General features: G+C 61.2%; 16 protein-coding genes and 1 pseudogene. 12 read left to right on the forward strand and 5 right to left on the reverse strand.

The annotated features are described in order from the left end of the window. Window positions 1-86: 86 nt before the first annotated feature. Both NKH57_RS01645 and NKH57_RS01650 read right to left on the reverse strand, forming a co-directional pair. Complete coding sequence (locus tag NKH57_RS01645) at window positions 87-344, reverse strand: PilZ domain-containing protein (protein WP_031260248.1); 258 nt, start codon at window positions 342-344, stop codon at window positions 87-89. A 228-nt stretch (window positions 345-572) separates the two neighbouring features. Continuing rightward, window positions 573-1151, reverse strand: coding sequence for an NUDIX domain-containing protein (locus NKH57_RS01650; RefSeq protein ID WP_352726657.1), 579 nt, complete (start codon window positions 1149-1151; stop codon window positions 573-575). A gap of 155 nt (window positions 1152-1306) precedes the next feature. Here NKH57_RS01650 and NKH57_RS01655 point away from each other — a divergent pair, with 155 nt between their 5' ends. The 4 genes from NKH57_RS01655 (at window position 1307) to NKH57_RS01670 (ending at window position 3540) form a co-directional block, all read left to right on the forward strand. Next, entirely contained in the window at window positions 1307-2410 is a 1104-nt protein-coding gene (locus NKH57_RS01655) for an NADH:flavin oxidoreductase/NADH oxidase (RefSeq protein ID WP_352941129.1), read from the forward strand. A gap of 123 nt (window positions 2411-2533) precedes the next feature. Continuing rightward, window positions 2534-2851, forward strand: a complete 318-nt coding sequence (locus NKH57_RS01660) for an SH3 domain-containing protein (RefSeq protein ID WP_352941132.1) — start codon at window positions 2534-2536, stop codon at window positions 2849-2851. A gap of 141 nt (window positions 2852-2992) precedes the next feature. Then, a complete protein-coding gene (locus NKH57_RS01665) occupies window positions 2993-3271 on the forward strand; it encodes a DUF982 domain-containing protein (RefSeq protein ID WP_032907483.1) in 279 nt (92 codons plus the stop codon). Between the two features lie 29 nt (window positions 3272-3300). After that, window positions 3301-3540, forward strand: a complete 240-nt coding sequence (locus tag NKH57_RS01670) for a DUF2188 domain-containing protein (protein ID WP_023759465.1) — start codon at window positions 3301-3303, stop codon at window positions 3538-3540. 92 nt (window positions 3541-3632) lie between these two features. On the opposite strand, the gene NKH57_RS01675 is transcribed toward NKH57_RS01670, so the two are convergent. Next, on the reverse strand, window positions 3633-3914 hold the full coding sequence (locus tag NKH57_RS01675; protein ID WP_352941134.1) for a hypothetical protein: 282 nt from the start codon (window positions 3912-3914) through the stop codon (window positions 3633-3635). A 52-nt stretch (window positions 3915-3966) separates the two neighbouring features. Then, window positions 3967-4980, reverse strand: a complete 1014-nt coding sequence (locus tag NKH57_RS01680; RefSeq protein ID WP_352941137.1) for an alpha/beta fold hydrolase — start codon at window positions 4978-4980, stop codon at window positions 3967-3969. A gap of 236 nt (window positions 4981-5216) precedes the next feature. Between NKH57_RS01680 and NKH57_RS01685 the strand changes: the two genes are divergently transcribed. From NKH57_RS01685 to NKH57_RS01720, 8 genes are all read left to right on the forward strand, one after another. Next, the gene (locus tag NKH57_RS01685; RefSeq protein ID WP_023759468.1) at window positions 5217-5957 is read left to right on the forward strand and encodes a competence/damage-inducible protein A; all 741 of its coding nucleotides are present in this window, start codon (window positions 5217-5219) and stop codon (window positions 5955-5957) included. A gap of 80 nt (window positions 5958-6037) precedes the next feature. Then, window positions 6038-6871: a universal stress protein gene (locus tag NKH57_RS01690; protein WP_352941141.1), complete on the forward strand. Its 834-nt coding sequence runs from the start codon at window positions 6038-6040 to the stop codon at window positions 6869-6871. Between the two features lie 244 nt (window positions 6872-7115). After that, window positions 7116-7616, forward strand: a complete 501-nt coding sequence (gene gpt / locus NKH57_RS01695; protein WP_352602584.1) for a xanthine phosphoribosyltransferase — start codon at window positions 7116-7118, stop codon at window positions 7614-7616. Window positions 7617-7827: 211 nt separating this feature from the next. Beyond that, window positions 7828-8316: an NUDIX hydrolase gene (locus tag NKH57_RS01700; RefSeq protein WP_352602587.1), complete on the forward strand. Its 489-nt coding sequence runs from the start codon at window positions 7828-7830 to the stop codon at window positions 8314-8316. 93 nt (window positions 8317-8409) lie between these two features. Further along, complete coding sequence (locus tag NKH57_RS01705; RefSeq protein ID WP_352941145.1) at window positions 8410-8715, forward strand: PilZ domain-containing protein; 306 nt, start codon at window positions 8410-8412, stop codon at window positions 8713-8715. 621 nt (window positions 8716-9336) lie between these two features. Then, window positions 9337-13113, forward strand: a complete 3777-nt coding sequence (locus NKH57_RS01710; protein WP_352941147.1) for a vitamin B12-dependent ribonucleotide reductase — start codon at window positions 9337-9339, stop codon at window positions 13111-13113. A gap of 486 nt (window positions 13114-13599) precedes the next feature. Continuing rightward, on the forward strand, window positions 13600-13851 hold the full coding sequence (locus tag NKH57_RS01715) for a hypothetical protein (RefSeq protein WP_352941150.1): 252 nt from the start codon (window positions 13600-13602) through the stop codon (window positions 13849-13851). Window positions 13852-13991: 140 nt separating this feature from the next. Continuing rightward, the gene (locus NKH57_RS01720; RefSeq protein ID WP_352941153.1) at window positions 13992-14537 is read left to right on the forward strand and encodes a hypothetical protein; all 546 of its coding nucleotides are present in this window, start codon (window positions 13992-13994) and stop codon (window positions 14535-14537) included. On the opposite strand, the pseudogene NKH57_RS01725 reads toward NKH57_RS01720, so the two are convergent. After that, window positions 14480-15006, reverse strand: a pseudogene (locus tag NKH57_RS01725) (IS66 family transposase); the annotation flags it as partial. The gene NKH57_RS01720 and the pseudogene NKH57_RS01725 sit on opposite strands and share 58 nt — an antisense overlap. Window positions 15007-15008 lie beyond the last annotated feature (2 nt).

Below are 15008 nucleotides of genomic sequence, written 5' to 3' on the forward strand. Positions count from 1 at the left end.
AACGCGCGCCAGATGGCCGCGCGCAGGTGAAATTGAGAATCCCAGCTTCCGTTGCTTTTCTGCGGATGGGCCTGCGGCATTCCAACTCAATATATTTGAATGCCAAGGCGCTCACGCCTTCGCCACCTCACCACAGCTCGATAGCTGGCGTCATCTTCAGGCACTTGAAGGGTAAAACGGTCGGGAATTGTGATGCTGGGGTCAACCCGCAATTCCGCACCGTGAGCGTGTTGATTCCGAACGCAGCAATCGATCTTCGCATCGTCCGTGATGATGGTCGCATCCTTCAGGACAATCCCACGTGTGTGAGAGCGTCGCTCCATCGGCGGATCGGTTGGGGTCATCGCGTTTTCTTCCCGTAAATCAGCGGTGAACGGTCGATGAACTTCAACGCATGACTCGCAAAACCATGATTCAATCAGCTATCACTAAAATGGTTGCCAAAACGCAAAGCCGACGCCCTTCTCGGTTTGTCTGCTCGAGAAGACCTCCGGTGGCCGTCAGTTGGTCTGCTTTGGTGACGCTGTGGTCCAGCGCCCGATGCCTGCAGGGCGCCGGATCGCCGCCAAGGGTCAGGCGGGGATCGGGTTCAGCTTCAAGTGCTGAATCAGAATAATGGTCTTGGCGTCGATGATGCGGCCGTCGGCAATGCCGGCCAGCGCCTCGTCGAGCGGCATTTCCAGAACCTCGATGTCCTCGCCTTCGTCCGCCGCACCGCCGCCTGCCGAGATGCGGTCAGCGGGCGAATAACGGGCGATGAAGAACCAGAGCCGTTCGGTGACGCTGCCCGGGCTCATATAGGGCGAAAACAGCCGCTCCACATTCTGCAGCCGGTAGCCGAGTTCCTCCTCCGCTTCCTTGCGGATACAGGTTTCCGGATCGTTTTCGTCGAGCAGCCCGGCACAGGCCTCGATCAGCGGCTCGCGGTGACCGGTGACGTAGGCGGGATAACGGAACTGGCGCACCAGGAGCACGGTCGAGCGCGAGGGATCATAAGGCAGGATCACCGCGCCGTCGCCGCGATCATAAGTCTGGCGCACCTGCGTCTCCCACTCCCCGTCACGCCGGCGGTAGTCGAGGACGGTCTTCTTCAGAACCGCCCAGTCGTCGGAGAGGATTTCCTCCGAACGGATGCGAACGCGATCTTCCATCATGATCTCCATGCTTTCGGGTCGAGGCCTAGCCGCGAACCAGCGTTTCGGCAATGCCCTCAGTGATTGGTCCAGAACCCGTTTCACCGCCTCGTGTCTGGCGTAGACGCGAACGGCTGCCTAAATAGCTGCTACCCCTCCCCGGAGCGCTTTTCATGACAGTATCGCTTTTCCAGCCGATCACCCTCGACGGCCTTACCTTTCCCAATCGCATCGCTGTCGCGCCGATGTGCCAGTATTCGGCCGAAGACGGCTCGGCCAGCGACTGGCATCTCTACCATTGGATGAACCTTGCCATGTCCGGTGCCGGCATGGTCACCGTCGAGATGACCGATGTCGAGCGGCGCGGACGCATCACGCATGGCTGCCTCGGCCTCTATTCCGAAGACAATGAGGCAGCTGCCCGCCGGGCGCTCGACGCGGCAAGACGCGTCGCCGCTCCCGGCACGAAGTTCGGCTCCCAGCTTGCCCATGCCGGCCGCAAAGCCTCGAATCGCAAGCCGTGGGAGGGCGGCGGACCGCTGCAACCTGATGAAGACCCCTGGCAGACATTCTCGGCGTCGGCCATCGCTTACGACACCGGCTGGAACGTGCCACGGGCGCTGGAGGACGAAGAGATCCTGCAGCTCATCGAACGCTTCGCAGACGCGGCAAGGCGCGCCGAACGCGCGGGCTTCGACTTCCTCGAACTGCATGCCGCGCATGGCTATCTGATCTTCCAGTTCCTGTCGCCATTATCCAACCAACGCACCGATCGCTGGGGTGGCTCGCTTGAGAACCGCATGCGTCTTGTCGTCGAAATCGCCAAGGCGGTGCGGAAGGCGACGCCAAAACTGATGCTGGGTGCGCGGCTTTCGGTGAAGGATTGGGTCGATGGCGGCTTCGACGTGGAGGATGCGATCGAAGTGGCGAAAGCACTCAAGGACGCTGGCGTCGCCTATCTCTGCTGCTCGAGCGGCGGCAATTCACCGTTGCAGAAATTGCCCACCGGTCCCGGCTACCAGGTGCATCTGGCAGAGGCTGTGCGCAGGGGCGCCGGCATTCCCACCCGTGCAGTTGGCCTGATCGACGACCCGAAGCAGGCCGAAGCGATCGTTGCCGAAGGCCGCGCCGACATTGTGGCGTTGGCGCGCGCCTTCCTCGCCGATCCGCGCTGGGGCTGGCGTGCGGCGGCGACGTTCAGCGAGACAATCCACCCGGCGCCCCAGCTTGCGCGCTCAGTGACCACGATGCAGCACTGGATGAAGGCGGCGGGCTGATCGGCCCGTTCTGCCGGTCCAACCTGCCCTCTACCCTGGACAGTTCGCCCCGCTTCAATTCTCGCCGCAAACTGTTACGGTCGGTGAGGCTGCGGCGGGCGCGGTCGGGCTTGGGAGGAAATCATGTCGTTGAGGGCATTCTTGCCGGTTGCAGCGCTGACCGTTGTGGCCGGACTTTGGATCGGCACATCGGCGCCGGCCGGCCCACAATATTGCGAGGGCACGGTGCACGGCCTCTCCGGTCGCTACAATCCGGCGACCGGCAGCGGCTTTCTCGCCGTGCGGACGCGGCCGAACTCGTCGTCGCGGATGGTCGGGCAGCTGTTCAATGGCGATCATACCGAGATCTTCGACCGACGCGGCAACTGGTATCAGGTCGAAATCGGCGGCCGGACCGGCTGGGCAAACGCACGCTGGCTGCGCAACGACTGTGGCTACTGAGACGCCGGTGCATGTCACCCAAAAGTGGATCCGGTTTTTACGACATGCATCAAACGAAGACCTAAGGAAACGCGACGCGACTTTTTCGACGCAGGCTGAAGGCCATGGTTGCAACCAAATTGACTGCTTTGCGTTGCGGCCATCATGGACGACAAACCTTTTGAAGTGCCGGTCGTCGTCGAACTTGGCCACGTCGGCAAATATCGCCATATCCGCAGCGCCAAGGAGGCGGCGGAATGCTTGATGACCGTGTGGCCGCTCAATCGCGGGCCGCGCCATCGTGATGCCCTCGACACTTGCCTCAAAGTGCTGGAAGGTTATCGTTCGACAGCGGATGCGCGCCGGGCGCTGATCGAAGCTGCCAAGGAATCGGAAGTTCTGGTGCCCGACGACAAACTGCCCGACGACCGGCTGCATTGAGCGGTCGGACCTTTCAACTGGAGGCTTTCATGGCGAAACTGACTTACAAGATCGTCGAGCATGACGGCGGCTGGGCCTACAAGGTCGGAGCGACATTCTCGGAGACGTTTCCCACCCATCAGGACGCATTGCGCGCCGCCGAAATCGCTTCGGCCGAGCAACGGATCGCCGGAGCCACGGACGGCATTCAGTACGAGGATGCCGATGGCGAATGGCATGAGGAACTGGCCGACGGTCGGGATCGGCCGCAGACAGAGGTTTCCGATTAAGTCTACAGTCAATTTTTGGCTGCATTGAGCGGGACGCCAGCCGCAGACGTCCGAAGAGGAAACGTCCCGCAGCCAGCAGCCGCTACGTGGCCCTATTTGCCGCAGTACTGATCGTTGACGTTCTGCCTGGAATTAGCGTCTGGACCGGGCGTGTGATCGGCACATGGGCCAATCCCGCCGGTGTTGCCCAAAGCGTTCAACCCGGACCTATCTGCATTGATGCTGCCGGTGGTGTTGGTATCGACAGCCGTCCGTTCTTGATTGCCGAACAACCACCAGCGATGGTTGGAATAGTTGCTGTCCGACGACTGCGCCATCGCCGATGTGGCGAGACCGATGGTCAGGACGGATGCTGCGAGAAGTTTTCTGTACATCGCTTTTACTCCTATCTTGGTCGCCTTGGGGCGACAGGATAAAAGCCAGCAGTCAGCCGAATGGTTGCTTGAATTTGTCGTGAAGCCGGTTTGATGTCGAATCGGCGAACGCACGCGTCGCGAGGCGTTTGATGAAGGCAATGACCCGGTCTGGCTCGACGAATTGAGGCATGTGGCCGACGCCGTCGATCGATTCAAAATCAAGTCTTTCGATCGTGCTCCGCAATGGCTCGCCATGGGTACGGATATCGATGACGCGGTCGGCCGTTCCGAAGAGAATGCCGGTCGGCATGACGATTTCGCCATAGCGCCGCTCGATGCGACCGAGATCTTGCTCGACCGCGACGACATCGGACGACGTGGCGTAGAAATGGGCCGGCCTCAGCCCGAGCCAACCACCTGCGTCGACCATGTAGTCAGCAGAAAAAACCTGAGGCGCGAAGATGAATTCCATTGTCGGCCGCGCATATCGGAGACTTGTCGGTATCGCCATGGTGTAAGCCATGATCCAGCGCCGCAGACGCGAGGGAATGTAGAGCAAGCCGGACTTTTCGCGCATGCCGGCCTCCAGATGGGTCAATGGCGCCAAAAGCGCGATGCCGGAAATCGCCTCGGGGTGCTCCACGGCCAAGGTCAGCGCGACGGCGCCGCCCAGAGAGTGGCCGACCACCAGCGGCCTTTCCAACCCCAGGGCTTCAATGAAGCGTCGCACGATCTCGGCCTGTTCGGGCAGTCGACCCGTGGCGCCGCTCGCGCGCTCCGAATAGCCCGACCCCGGCCGATCGAGCGCGATCAACCGGTAGCCCGGGCCGAACCGCCCGAACAGAGTGTGCCGGAAATGATGGAGTTGAGCGCCAAGCCCGTGCACAAAGACGATCGGGCGCCCCTCACCCTGGTCGACATAATGAATGCGGTTGCCGTCGATCTCGATGAATTTTCCGACCGGCGGCACCAGCCGTTCGGCTTTAGCCGCGATCCACAGCGTCGCCACCACCAAACTGGCGACCCACAGGATCGCTATCAGGAGCAGCGTGCCCAAAAGCCATGACAGAATCGGTAACATCATCGTTCACCCGCACCTGAGCCCGCATGAGCTTACCTGCCTCCGATCCAGGTGCAACCTTCCCCTCGAACCGCGAGCGAAGGCCGTACATTTCGACGGTCGACTTCTGTGGCGCGGCACCCTGTCGGGCATGCAATGGATATCTCGGTTTATGGGTGCAGATTGTTCACTGTCCGGGCGGCATTGCGGCCGCCGCCGAGCCGCGCTATCTCAGGCCACCCGTCATGCCGGAGCCTTCCATGCCTGAAATCGTAACCGCCGCCATGCTCGTCATCGGCGATGAGATTCTGTCTGGCCGAACCAAGGACAAGAACATCGGCCATCTCGCCGATATCATGACGGCGATCGGTATCGACCTGAAGGAGGTGCGCATCGTCCCGGACGAGGAAGACGAAATCATTGCTGCGGTGAATGCCGTGCGCGCCCGTTACACTTACGTGTTCACCACCGGTGGCATTGGCCCGACGCATGACGACATCACGGCCGATTCCGTCTCGAAGGCTTTTGGCGTGCCTTGCGAATACGATGCCAAGGCCTATGCACTGCTGGCGGCAAGCTACGCCGCGCGCGGCATCGAATATACGGAGGCCCGCAAACGCATGGCACGCATGCCACGCGGTGCCGATCTCATCGACAACCCGGTGTCTGTTGCACCCGGCTTCCGTATCGGCAACGTCCATGTCATGGCCGGTGTGCCGTCGATCTTCCAGGCCATGCTCGACAATGTCGTGCCGACGCTAAAGGCGGGTACGAAAATGCTGTCGGCAACCGTGCCCTGCCCATTCGGCGAAGGCCTCATCGGCGGGCCGCTTGGCGATATCCAGAAAGCGCATCCGGACACGATCATCGGCTCCTACCCGAAATATGGCGACGGCAAGTTCTGGACCGAACTGGTCGTGCGTGCCCGCAGCCAGTCGGCCCTGGATGCCGCGCGTGCCGACGTCGAGGCAATGGTCACCGGGTTCAGCAATTCCGGTTGATCTGTCCAGACCGGAACCAAGCACGTCGCTGCAACGTTTCCTCGGCACGAGTTCGGTAGCTCGCAGATTGAGGGATTATCATGCGCTTCAAAACCATCGTCGCCATACTGCAGAACGAGCAGGACGCGGAGCGCGTGCTCGACTGCGCCATTCCGCTCGCCACCCGGTTCCAGAGCCATCTGATCGGTATCCACGCCGAAACGCTTCCCGTGCCTTACACTTCGGCCACGGGCTTTCCGGACACGGAATTCCTGCAGGTTTCGGCCGACATGAACCGGGAGCGCGCTAAAAAACTGGAAGCGACTTTCCTCAAGCGTATCGAGGATTCCGGCCTGTCCTTCGAGTGGCGAAGCCTTGAGAGCTTTTCGGGCGACAGCGCGCTGACCGGCATTTCGAGCGTGCGCGCCGCCGATCTGATCATTGCGGCGCAGCGCGAAACGGGCGGTGACCCGAGCGCGGATGTCGACACGCTGGTCTATGATGCCGGCCGCCCGGTGCTGGTGGTGCCGCATGGGGGGCCGCTGATCACCACCTTCAAACACGTACTGCTCGCCTGGAACGGCAGCAAGGAGGCGGCGCGCGCCCCCTTCGACGCGCTGCCCTTCATCATCGAAGCCGAGAAGACCGACATATTGGTCATCGACCCGCCTGAAACGCTCGACGACAGTCCGGAGGCCGCCGGCGCCGAAATCGCGTCGGCGCTGTCGCGCCACGGCGCCACCGTCAGTGTCTCGCTGCAACAGTCGGGCGGCAATTCGATCGACGACATCATCCAGACCAGGATCGCGGAGACCGGCGCCGATCTGCTGGTGCTCGGCGCCTACAGCCACTCCTGGCTGCGACAACTTCTGTTCGGCGGCGTGACCCGCAGTGTGCTGCGCACCGCGCCAGTGGCAGCCTTCCTGTCGCGTTGACGCATGTCGCGCAAAAATGGTCGCGGATTTTGAGACGATGACATGCAGACTTGAAGCGGATCGCATGAATCTGTTTTGATGCGACGCGTTTGAAGTCCACAGCGATCGCTCAGGCCTGCCCTTGCCAAGGCCCCTGCTCTTGCCAAGACCGCTGCTCTTGCCAAGACGGGGGCTTTCCAGCTAATTCCGCGCGCATTCCCCTGTTTTCTTGCGCGCGATCCCCGCGTGCTGCGGAGTGCGCGACATGTCCCTTCCCGAAAAAGCCTTTCCGGTCTCCTGGGACCAGTTCCATCGTGACGCCCGCGCGCTCGCCTGGCGGCTTGCCAGCGCCAACAAGGGCCAATGGAAAGCGATCGTCTGCATCACCCGAGGCGGGCTGGTTCCCGCTGCGATCATCTCACGCGAACTCGGCATCCGGGTCATCGAGACGGTCTGCGTCGCCTCCTACCACGACTATACCAGCCAGGGGCAGATGCAGGTCCTCAAAGAGATTACACCGACCTTGCTCACCGAAGATGGTGCCGGCGTGCTGATCATCGACGACCTGACCGACACCGGGAAGACGGCGGGCATCGTGCGCGCGATGATGCCGAAGGCGCATTTCGCCACCGTCTATGCCAAGCCGAAAGGCCGGCCGCTGGTCGACACATTCATCACCGAAGTCAGCCAGGACACCTGGATCTATTTTCCATGGGACATGGGCTTCACCTACCAGAAGCCGATCGCCGACGACCACGCCGGCTGATTCGCAACAACCTGCCTGTTACAGATCGGCAGCTTGCACCGGGCGCTATTTGCCTTCGCAAACGGGCCCGGCGGGCCAGATATTTTGTGAAATCGACATCTATCGACGGAACTCAACCGGGCGAACGAAATTTTTTACTTTTATTGCCGACAATTAGCCGTAAGATTCGTGAGACGGCAAACGATTCCGGAGGCTGGGGCTAGCTTCTTCGATGTTGACGAGGCCAACGACGCATAATCATCTGGCCGAAAGGGTCCGACGGCTCTTCGGCACGGCCCCGTGCCGGCTGCAGGTTGCCGCCCTACCCTGGCGCGATACCGGAAACGGTGTCGAGATCATGCTGATCACCAGCCGCGACACCGGCCGCTGGGTATTGCCCAAGGGTTGGCCCGAGGCCAGGGAGCCGCTCTGCGAGGCGGCTGCGCGCGAGGCCGGCGAGGAAGCCGGACTGCGCGGGACTGTCTCTCATCTCGAAGCCGGCCGTTACTTCTACGCCAAGGTGCTGGCTTCCGGCGAAGAAGTGCCGTGCGAGGTCCTGGTGTTCCCGCTGCACGTCGACAAGGTCGCCGACCGCTGGAAGGAAAAAAACTCCCGCACCCGCAAATGGGTCAGTTCCAGCGAAGCGGTGCGCATGATCAACGAACCCGACCTTTGTCAGATCATCGCCTATTTCTGTGCCGACCCGCACAGCTTCCCCTGAAGGGACATTGAACGGCCACGGCGCCGCGCCTCAACGTGAATGCTTTGCTAAGGAATCAAGGATACGATTCGGCAGCTCTGGTATTTTTCATCGATGGCGAACCCTGCAAATCCGAACCAGTCCGGCCAGCCCCAGCGCGACCATCGTCCGCGCGTGCTCAAGGGCGGGTCGATCATTACCGGAATTTCGAATTCGGAAGTCGGTTGCACGCTGCGCAATCAGCACGAAAGCGGCGCCGAACTGAAGATACCGCTCGAAGCCCGCGTTCCCGATCGCTTCCTTCTCTATGTGCCGCTCGACGGCATCGCCTATCGATGCGAGGTTCGCTGGCGGCACAACGACCGCCTCGGAGTGCAGTTCACCGGCACCGAGCCAAAACCCCGGCTTCACTACGGCTGATCCTGCCTGGACCTGGCGTGGCAAGCTTGGGCCTCAGGGCGGCAAATTGCGATCGCAGCGCCGGCTTTCTATCCCCGTTATCCACATGTGTGACACACAAGATGTTGGGGTCACAAAAGCTACGCAAACGAATCCTTGACGGCGCAAAACGAGTCGCCTTTTATAGGCCATGCGCTTCTGTTGAGAGTGCGACCGGAAAGTTCTGAGCCCGGTCTTTTTCCCGGATTATGTGCGTTTTTGCTCGCATTTCCGCCCGTTTACGAGGCCGGCGGAAGCGTTGGAATTGTGGGGCGGTTGGGGACAATTGGGACAATTGTCGGGCTTGAATAAATTGTCTGTTAACACTATATTTAGTGTTTGCAGGTAGGTTCGACGCTAGATAGTGTGAATTTTCCCTCAAGTGAGGGAATCGAAAAAAATCAGTTTTGAGGGACCCGTGGGGTTCGCCAGCGCGTTGGACAGTAACTTCGCAAGGAGTTTTGACCAGCAGGGTCGGCGGAGACCGCGAAATGGAGAGCCGGCCGTTTTCGAACGCCGGCAGACGGCGGACATGCGCGTTTCGCATTGGGGGCAGAAATCCCCTGACGAAAGCGCTATATGTAGGCAAAAGGGACCGGACCAATGCGCATCGAGCGTCGTTTCACCAAGCCAGGACAATCTGCCTATGCGGAGATCGAATTCCGCAAGGCGCTTTCGGAGATCAAGAATCCGGATGGTTCGGTGGTGTTCCGCTTGGACAACATCGATGTGCCGGCGCAATTCTCCCAGGTTGCCGCCGACATCCTGGCGCAGAAGTATTTCCGCAAGGCAGGTGTCCCCGCGCGCCTGAAGAAGGTCGAGGAGAACGACGTCCCCTCCTTCCTGTGGCGCTCCGTCGCCGACGAGGCCGAACTTGCCAAGCTGCCGGAAGCCGAGCGCTACGGCTCCGAGATCGACGCCCGCCAGGTGTTCGACCGGCTGGCCGGTACATGGACCTATTGGGGCTGGAAGGGCGGCTACTTCAAGGCGTCGGAGGAAGACGCGCGCGCCTTCCGTGACGAGCTTGCCTATATGCTGGCGACGCAGCGCGTGGCGCCGAATTCACCGCAATGGTTCAACACCGGCCTGCACTGGGCTTATGGCATCGACGGCCCGAGCCAGGGCCACTTCTATGTCGACCCGTTCACCGGCAAGCTGACCAAGTCGAAATCCTCCTACGAGCATCCGCAGCCGCACGCCTGCTTCATCCAGGGCGTGCAGGACGACCTCGTCAACGAGGGCGGCATCATGGACCTCTGGGTGCGTGAAGCGCGTCTGTTCAAATATGGCTCCGGCACCGGCTCCAACTTCTCGCTGCTGCGCGGCGAAGGCGAAAAGCTGTCGGGCGGCGGCCGCTCGTCCGGCCTGATGAGCTTCCTCAAGATCGGCGACCGCGCGGCAGGCGCCATCAAGTCGGGCGGCACGACGCGCCGCGCCGCCAAAATGGTCATCGTCGACGCCGACCACCCCGATATCGAGGAATTCATCGACTGGAAGGTCAATGAAGAGCAGAAGGTCGCCTCGCTGGTGACCGGCTCCAAGATCGTCAAGAAGCATCTCGAAGCGATCATGAAGGCCTGCGTCAACTGCGAAGGCAATGGCGACGATTGCTTCGATCCATCGATCAACTCCGCGCTGAAGCGCGAGATCAAGGCGGCCAAGAAGTCCGCCGTGCCGGAGAACTACATCTACCGCGTCATCCAGTTCGCCAAGCAGGGCTACAAGTCGATGTCGTTCAAGACCTACGACACCGACTGGGATTCAGATGCCTACCTCACGGTTTCGGGCCAGAACTCCAACAATTCGGTGTCGCTGAAGGACAATTTCCTGCGCGCTGTCGAGGACGATGGCGACTGGCACCTGACCGCCCGCAAGGACGGCAAGGTGCTGAAGACGCTGAAGGCCAGGGATCTCTGGGAAAAGATCGGCTATGCCGCCTGGGCATCGGCCGATCCGGGCCTGCATTTCAACACGACGATGAACGACTGGCACACCTGCGCTTCCGCCGGTGCGATCCGGGCCTCCAACCCGTGCTCGGAATACATGTTCCTCGACGACACGGCCTGCAACCTGGCCTCGATCAACCTGCTGCCCTACCGCAATGCCGATGGCACCATCGACATCGCCGCCTACGAGCACACCGTACGGCTGTGGACCATCGTGCTGGAAATCTCCGTGATGATGGCGCAGTTCCCGTCGAAGGAGATTGCCAAGCAGTCTTATGAATACCGCACGCTCGGCCTCGGCTATGCCAATATCGGCGGCCTGCTGATGACCTCGGGCATTCCCTACGATTCCGACGAGGGCCGCGCCATCTGCGCCGCACTCACCGCGATCATGACCGGTGTCGCCTATGCCACTTCGGCCGAGATGGCTTCCGAACTTGGCGCCTTCGCCGACTACGACCGCAACGCGCAGAACATGCTGCGCGTCATGCGCAACCATCGCCGCGCCGCCTATGGCGAGAAGCAGGGCTATGAGAAGCTCGCCGTCAATCCGGTGCCGCTGGTCGCTTCCGACCTGAAGCAGCAGGAGCTCGCCGCCCACGCCAAGGCCGCCTGGGACCGCGCCATCGAGCTTGGCGAGGAGCATGGCTACCGCAATGCGCAGGCGACCGTGATCGCGCCGACCGGCACGATCGGCCTGGTCATGGATTGCGACACCACCGGCATCGAGCCCGACTTCGCCCTGGTGAAGTTCAAGAAGCTCGCCGGCGGCGGCTATTTCAAGATCATCAACCGCGCCGTGCCGGAGGCGCTGCGCACGCTCGGCTACTCCGAAGCCCAGATCGGCGAGATGGAGGCTTATGCGGTCGGCCACGGTAATCTCAACCAGGCACCCGCCATCAACCCCGGCGCGCTCAAGGCAAAGGGTTTCACCGACGAGAAGATCGCGGCGCTCAACGCAGCCTTGAAGTCGGCCTTCGACATCAAGTTCGTCTTCAACCAGTGGACGCTCGGCGCCGACTGGGTGAAGGAGACGTTCGGCTTCACCGACGAGCAGCTCAATGACTTTTCGTTCGAGATGTTGCCGGCGCTCGGCTTCTCCAGGAAGGACATCGAGGCCGCCAACATCCATGTCTGCGGTGCGATGACGCTGGAAGGCGCGCCCTTCCTCAAGCCCGAACACCTGGCTGTGTTCGACTGCGCCAGCCCGTGCGGCAAGATCGGCAAGCGCTCGCTTTCGATCAACAGCCACATCCAGATGATGGCGGCGGCGCAGCCCTTCATCTCCGGCGCCATCTCCAAGACCATCAACATGCCCAACGATGCCACGGTGGAAGACGCCAAGGGCGCCTACATGCTGTCGTGGAAGCTGGCGCTGAAGGCCAACGCGCTCTATCGCGACGGCTCGAAGCTGTCGCAGCCGCTCAATTCCTCGCTGCTCGCCGATGTCGAGGACGACGAGGACGAAGCCCTCGAGCAGCTGATCGCCGCACCGGCGGCAGCGCGCGCGGCACAGATCACCGAGCGGATCGTCGAGCGCATCATCGAACGCGTGTCGCGCGAGCAGGAAAAGCTGCCCAGCCGCCGCAAGGGTTACACGCAGAAGGCCAAGATCGGTGGCAACACCATCTTCCTGCGCACCGGCGAATATGACGATGGCCGCCTCGGCGAAATCTTCATCGACATGAACAAGGAAGGCGCGACGCTGCGTGGCCTTCTCAACAACTTCGCCATCGCCATCTCGCTCGGCCTGCAATATGGCGTGCCGCTCGACGAATATGTGCACGCCTTCACCTTCACCAAGTTCGAGCCGGCCGGCATGGTGCAAGGCAATGACGCCATCAAGAGTGCGACGTCGATCCTCGACTACGTGTTCCGCGAACTGGCGATCTCCTATCTCGGCCGCAACGACCTCGCCCATGTCGACCAGTCCGACTTTTCGAACACCGCACTTGGCCGCGGCATCAGCGAAGGCAAGACGGATGCGGTCTCCAAGGGCCTGACCCGCGGCGCCTCGCCGGTGAAGCTGGTGTCGCGCGTCAGCGGCAACGATCCGAAAGGCTTTGCAGCCCCTTCGGGAGCCCCTGCCCGCTCGGTGCCGACAGCCTTTTCCGGCTCCAACGTGCTAGCGCTGAAACCGGCCAGCGACGAAGCGGTCGCCTACAAGCGCGACTATGAGGAACGGGCTAGGGAATTGGCCGAGGACATCGCTTTCGAGGAAGCGGCTGCTTCGGACGCCACGGCAGGCTTGTTCACCGACGCCGCGGCCGTTGAGGCGGCCGAAGCCAAGAAACTCGCCAACGACCGCCGCGCCAAGTCCCTGCTCCAGGGCTACACCGGCAATGCCTGCTCCGAGTGCCAGAATTTCACCATGGTGCGGAACGGGACTTGCGAGAAGTGCGATACATGTGGTTCGACGAGCGGGTGCAGCTGAGGAAATCTGAACGTGGTACCACACCCAAAGTTGGGTGTCTGAAAGCCAATGTTATGTACCTGGAGTGGCTCGGCAGACGCTCTTCAGGTAACTGAACGGGCGAGAAGAAAGGGATCGTGCGAGAAGTGCGACACCTGCGGTGACACAAACTCAGGAGGTTTCTTGAGCAAGTGGTGCCGCCCTCTCCTATCGGTGCGCGCATAGTTTGGTAACATTTCCAGCTAAACCGCCTCGAAAGACACGCCTCAACACGTTTTCCGCCGTTCCGAGAGGTGGGTGACCGAGGCTTTAGGTGAAGGAACGATTTTTCCGGATGCAAAGCGTCCGGAAAAATCCTCTGCAGAACAAACAGAGAATTGACCGCATGGAGGGCATACCGCCCGACGTACAACTAACGACAGCTCTCCTTTCACGACGGAATAGCCGGACAGGAATTTGATCGAAGCCGTTAGCGCCCAGGCGCCCAAGAATTAAGTGGAGTCGAAATTGTCGAACAACTGGAAATACGATCGCGCCAAGGACGCGATCGACGCCCGCATCAAGGAAGTCGAGGCAGTCACCGTGGTGGATTACAAGCGGGACACCTCGGTGACCTCGATACCGAAAAACAAGGCTTACCGCATGGATGCGGTTCACCTCTATGTCGACATCCTCAACCTGGAAGGCATGCTGGAAAGCACGCAGTCGGAAGGCGAAACCTGCCACAAGCGAACGCTGCGCTTCCTCAACCTGCATTAGCGGCCGTCCATCGCATTCTGGCCGCGTCCGACGCAATCCGCGTAGACTTCCACAATCAGCGGCTCCATGCGGTCGTCGCCAAGCCCTATGGCGAAGACGCGGAAGACGATCGCGTTAACCGCGCCGTCGCCATCGCACAGTTGATCAGCGACGTCCTGCTCGAAACTGGCGATGACGACGAGAACATCCCGGCAGCCGAGGTTCGAATTGGCATCGACAGCGGCCGGGCGCTCGTCGTCAACAACCGCCGCAACGGCAACCGTGAACCGCTGTTCCTAGGTCGTCCCGCCAACATGGCAGCGAAGATCGCATCGAATAGGAGCGACATCGGCATATATCTGAGCAACGAGGCGAGGAAGGCAATCGGGCTCGAAGATCTTGACGACGAAGACGTCCCTCTCACGCCACTCACGGAAGCCGAAATCGCAGATTGCCAGGAAGCGGCAAATCTTGGCCTGAGCAAGGATTCCGTCGTGTCCGACTGGCGTGCTGACAACAAGAAAAACCCGATCGGCGCCTTCGCGTTCACCCGGGCGGCTCCTCCTCTGCGCGACCTTGATCTCGGCTCTTACCCCGGGGAACTCGAAGCGGATGGAGACGATTTCGGTGTACGCCGACATCGACAACTTCACGGCATATGTCGATGCGCCGTGAGCATGTCGATTTCGGCTGCGGACCAGCGTTGAGCGATGCGGGTCAAGGTCTGGGAAAGCCAGGCGAGCGGATCGACGTTGTTCATTTTTGCCCTCTGCAGAAGGGTCGCCACGGTCGCCCAAGTTCGTCCACCGCCCTCGCTGCCAGCAAATAGGCTGCCTGATGGGGCGCTCGACGATGTTGGAGTCGATTTCGATGCGACCGTCCGTGAGAAAGCGTTCCAGCCTGCCGAGGCGATCCGCTACGCGCTCACCCGGCGCGAGGCGTTTTGGATTTTCCGGAGACTTTGCCCAGTTCCTTTTCCCACTGCTCGAAGAGGCTCGCGACGATGGCCGCGGACTTTTCCTGACGCAGCGCAGCGCGGCTATCGGCATCCTTGCCGCGGACCTCGTCCTCGACCTTCCACAGTTTGCTCATGGCTGTGACCGAGGCCGTCGCGCCCTGCGAGATCCCACTGATATGCAGTTCGTAAAACTTGCGCCGCAGATGCGCCCAACATCCTG

It is taken from the genome of Mesorhizobium sp. M1050 (genome assembly GCF_040318715.1).
Lineage (GTDB): Bacteria > Pseudomonadota > Alphaproteobacteria > Rhizobiales > Rhizobiaceae > Mesorhizobium.

Excerpts from the sequence above, each read along its gene's own strand:
- NKH57_RS01645 (WP_031260248.1), bottom strand. The coding sequence starts at position 344 with ATGACCCCAACCGATCCGCCGATGGAGCGACGCTCTCACACACGTGGG.
- NKH57_RS01650 (WP_352726657.1), bottom strand. The coding sequence starts at position 1,151 with ATGGAAGATCGCGTTCGCATCCGTTCGGAGGAAATCCTCTCCGACGAC.
- NKH57_RS01655 (WP_352941129.1), top strand. The coding sequence starts at position 1,307 with ATGACAGTATCGCTTTTCCAGCCGATCACCCTCGACGGCCTTACCTTT.
- NKH57_RS01660 (WP_352941132.1), top strand. The coding sequence starts at position 2,534 with ATGTCGTTGAGGGCATTCTTGCCGGTTGCAGCGCTGACCGTTGTGGCC.
- NKH57_RS01670 (WP_023759465.1), top strand. The coding sequence starts at position 3,301 with ATGGCGAAACTGACTTACAAGATCGTCGAGCATGACGGCGGCTGGGCC.
- NKH57_RS01675 (WP_352941134.1), bottom strand. The coding sequence starts at position 3,914 with ATGTACAGAAAACTTCTCGCAGCATCCGTCCTGACCATCGGTCTCGCC.
- NKH57_RS01680 (WP_352941137.1), bottom strand. The coding sequence starts at position 4,980 with ATGATGTTACCGATTCTGTCATGGCTTTTGGGCACGCTGCTCCTGATA.
- NKH57_RS01685 (WP_023759468.1), top strand. The coding sequence starts at position 5,217 with ATGCCTGAAATCGTAACCGCCGCCATGCTCGTCATCGGCGATGAGATT.
- NKH57_RS01690 (WP_352941141.1), top strand. The coding sequence starts at position 6,038 with ATGCGCTTCAAAACCATCGTCGCCATACTGCAGAACGAGCAGGACGCG.
- gpt (WP_352602584.1), top strand. The coding sequence starts at position 7,116 with ATGTCCCTTCCCGAAAAAGCCTTTCCGGTCTCCTGGGACCAGTTCCAT.
- NKH57_RS01700 (WP_352602587.1), top strand. The coding sequence starts at position 7,828 with ATGTTGACGAGGCCAACGACGCATAATCATCTGGCCGAAAGGGTCCGA.
- NKH57_RS01705 (WP_352941145.1), top strand. The coding sequence starts at position 8,410 with ATGGCGAACCCTGCAAATCCGAACCAGTCCGGCCAGCCCCAGCGCGAC.
- NKH57_RS01710 (WP_352941147.1), top strand. The coding sequence starts at position 9,337 with ATGCGCATCGAGCGTCGTTTCACCAAGCCAGGACAATCTGCCTATGCG.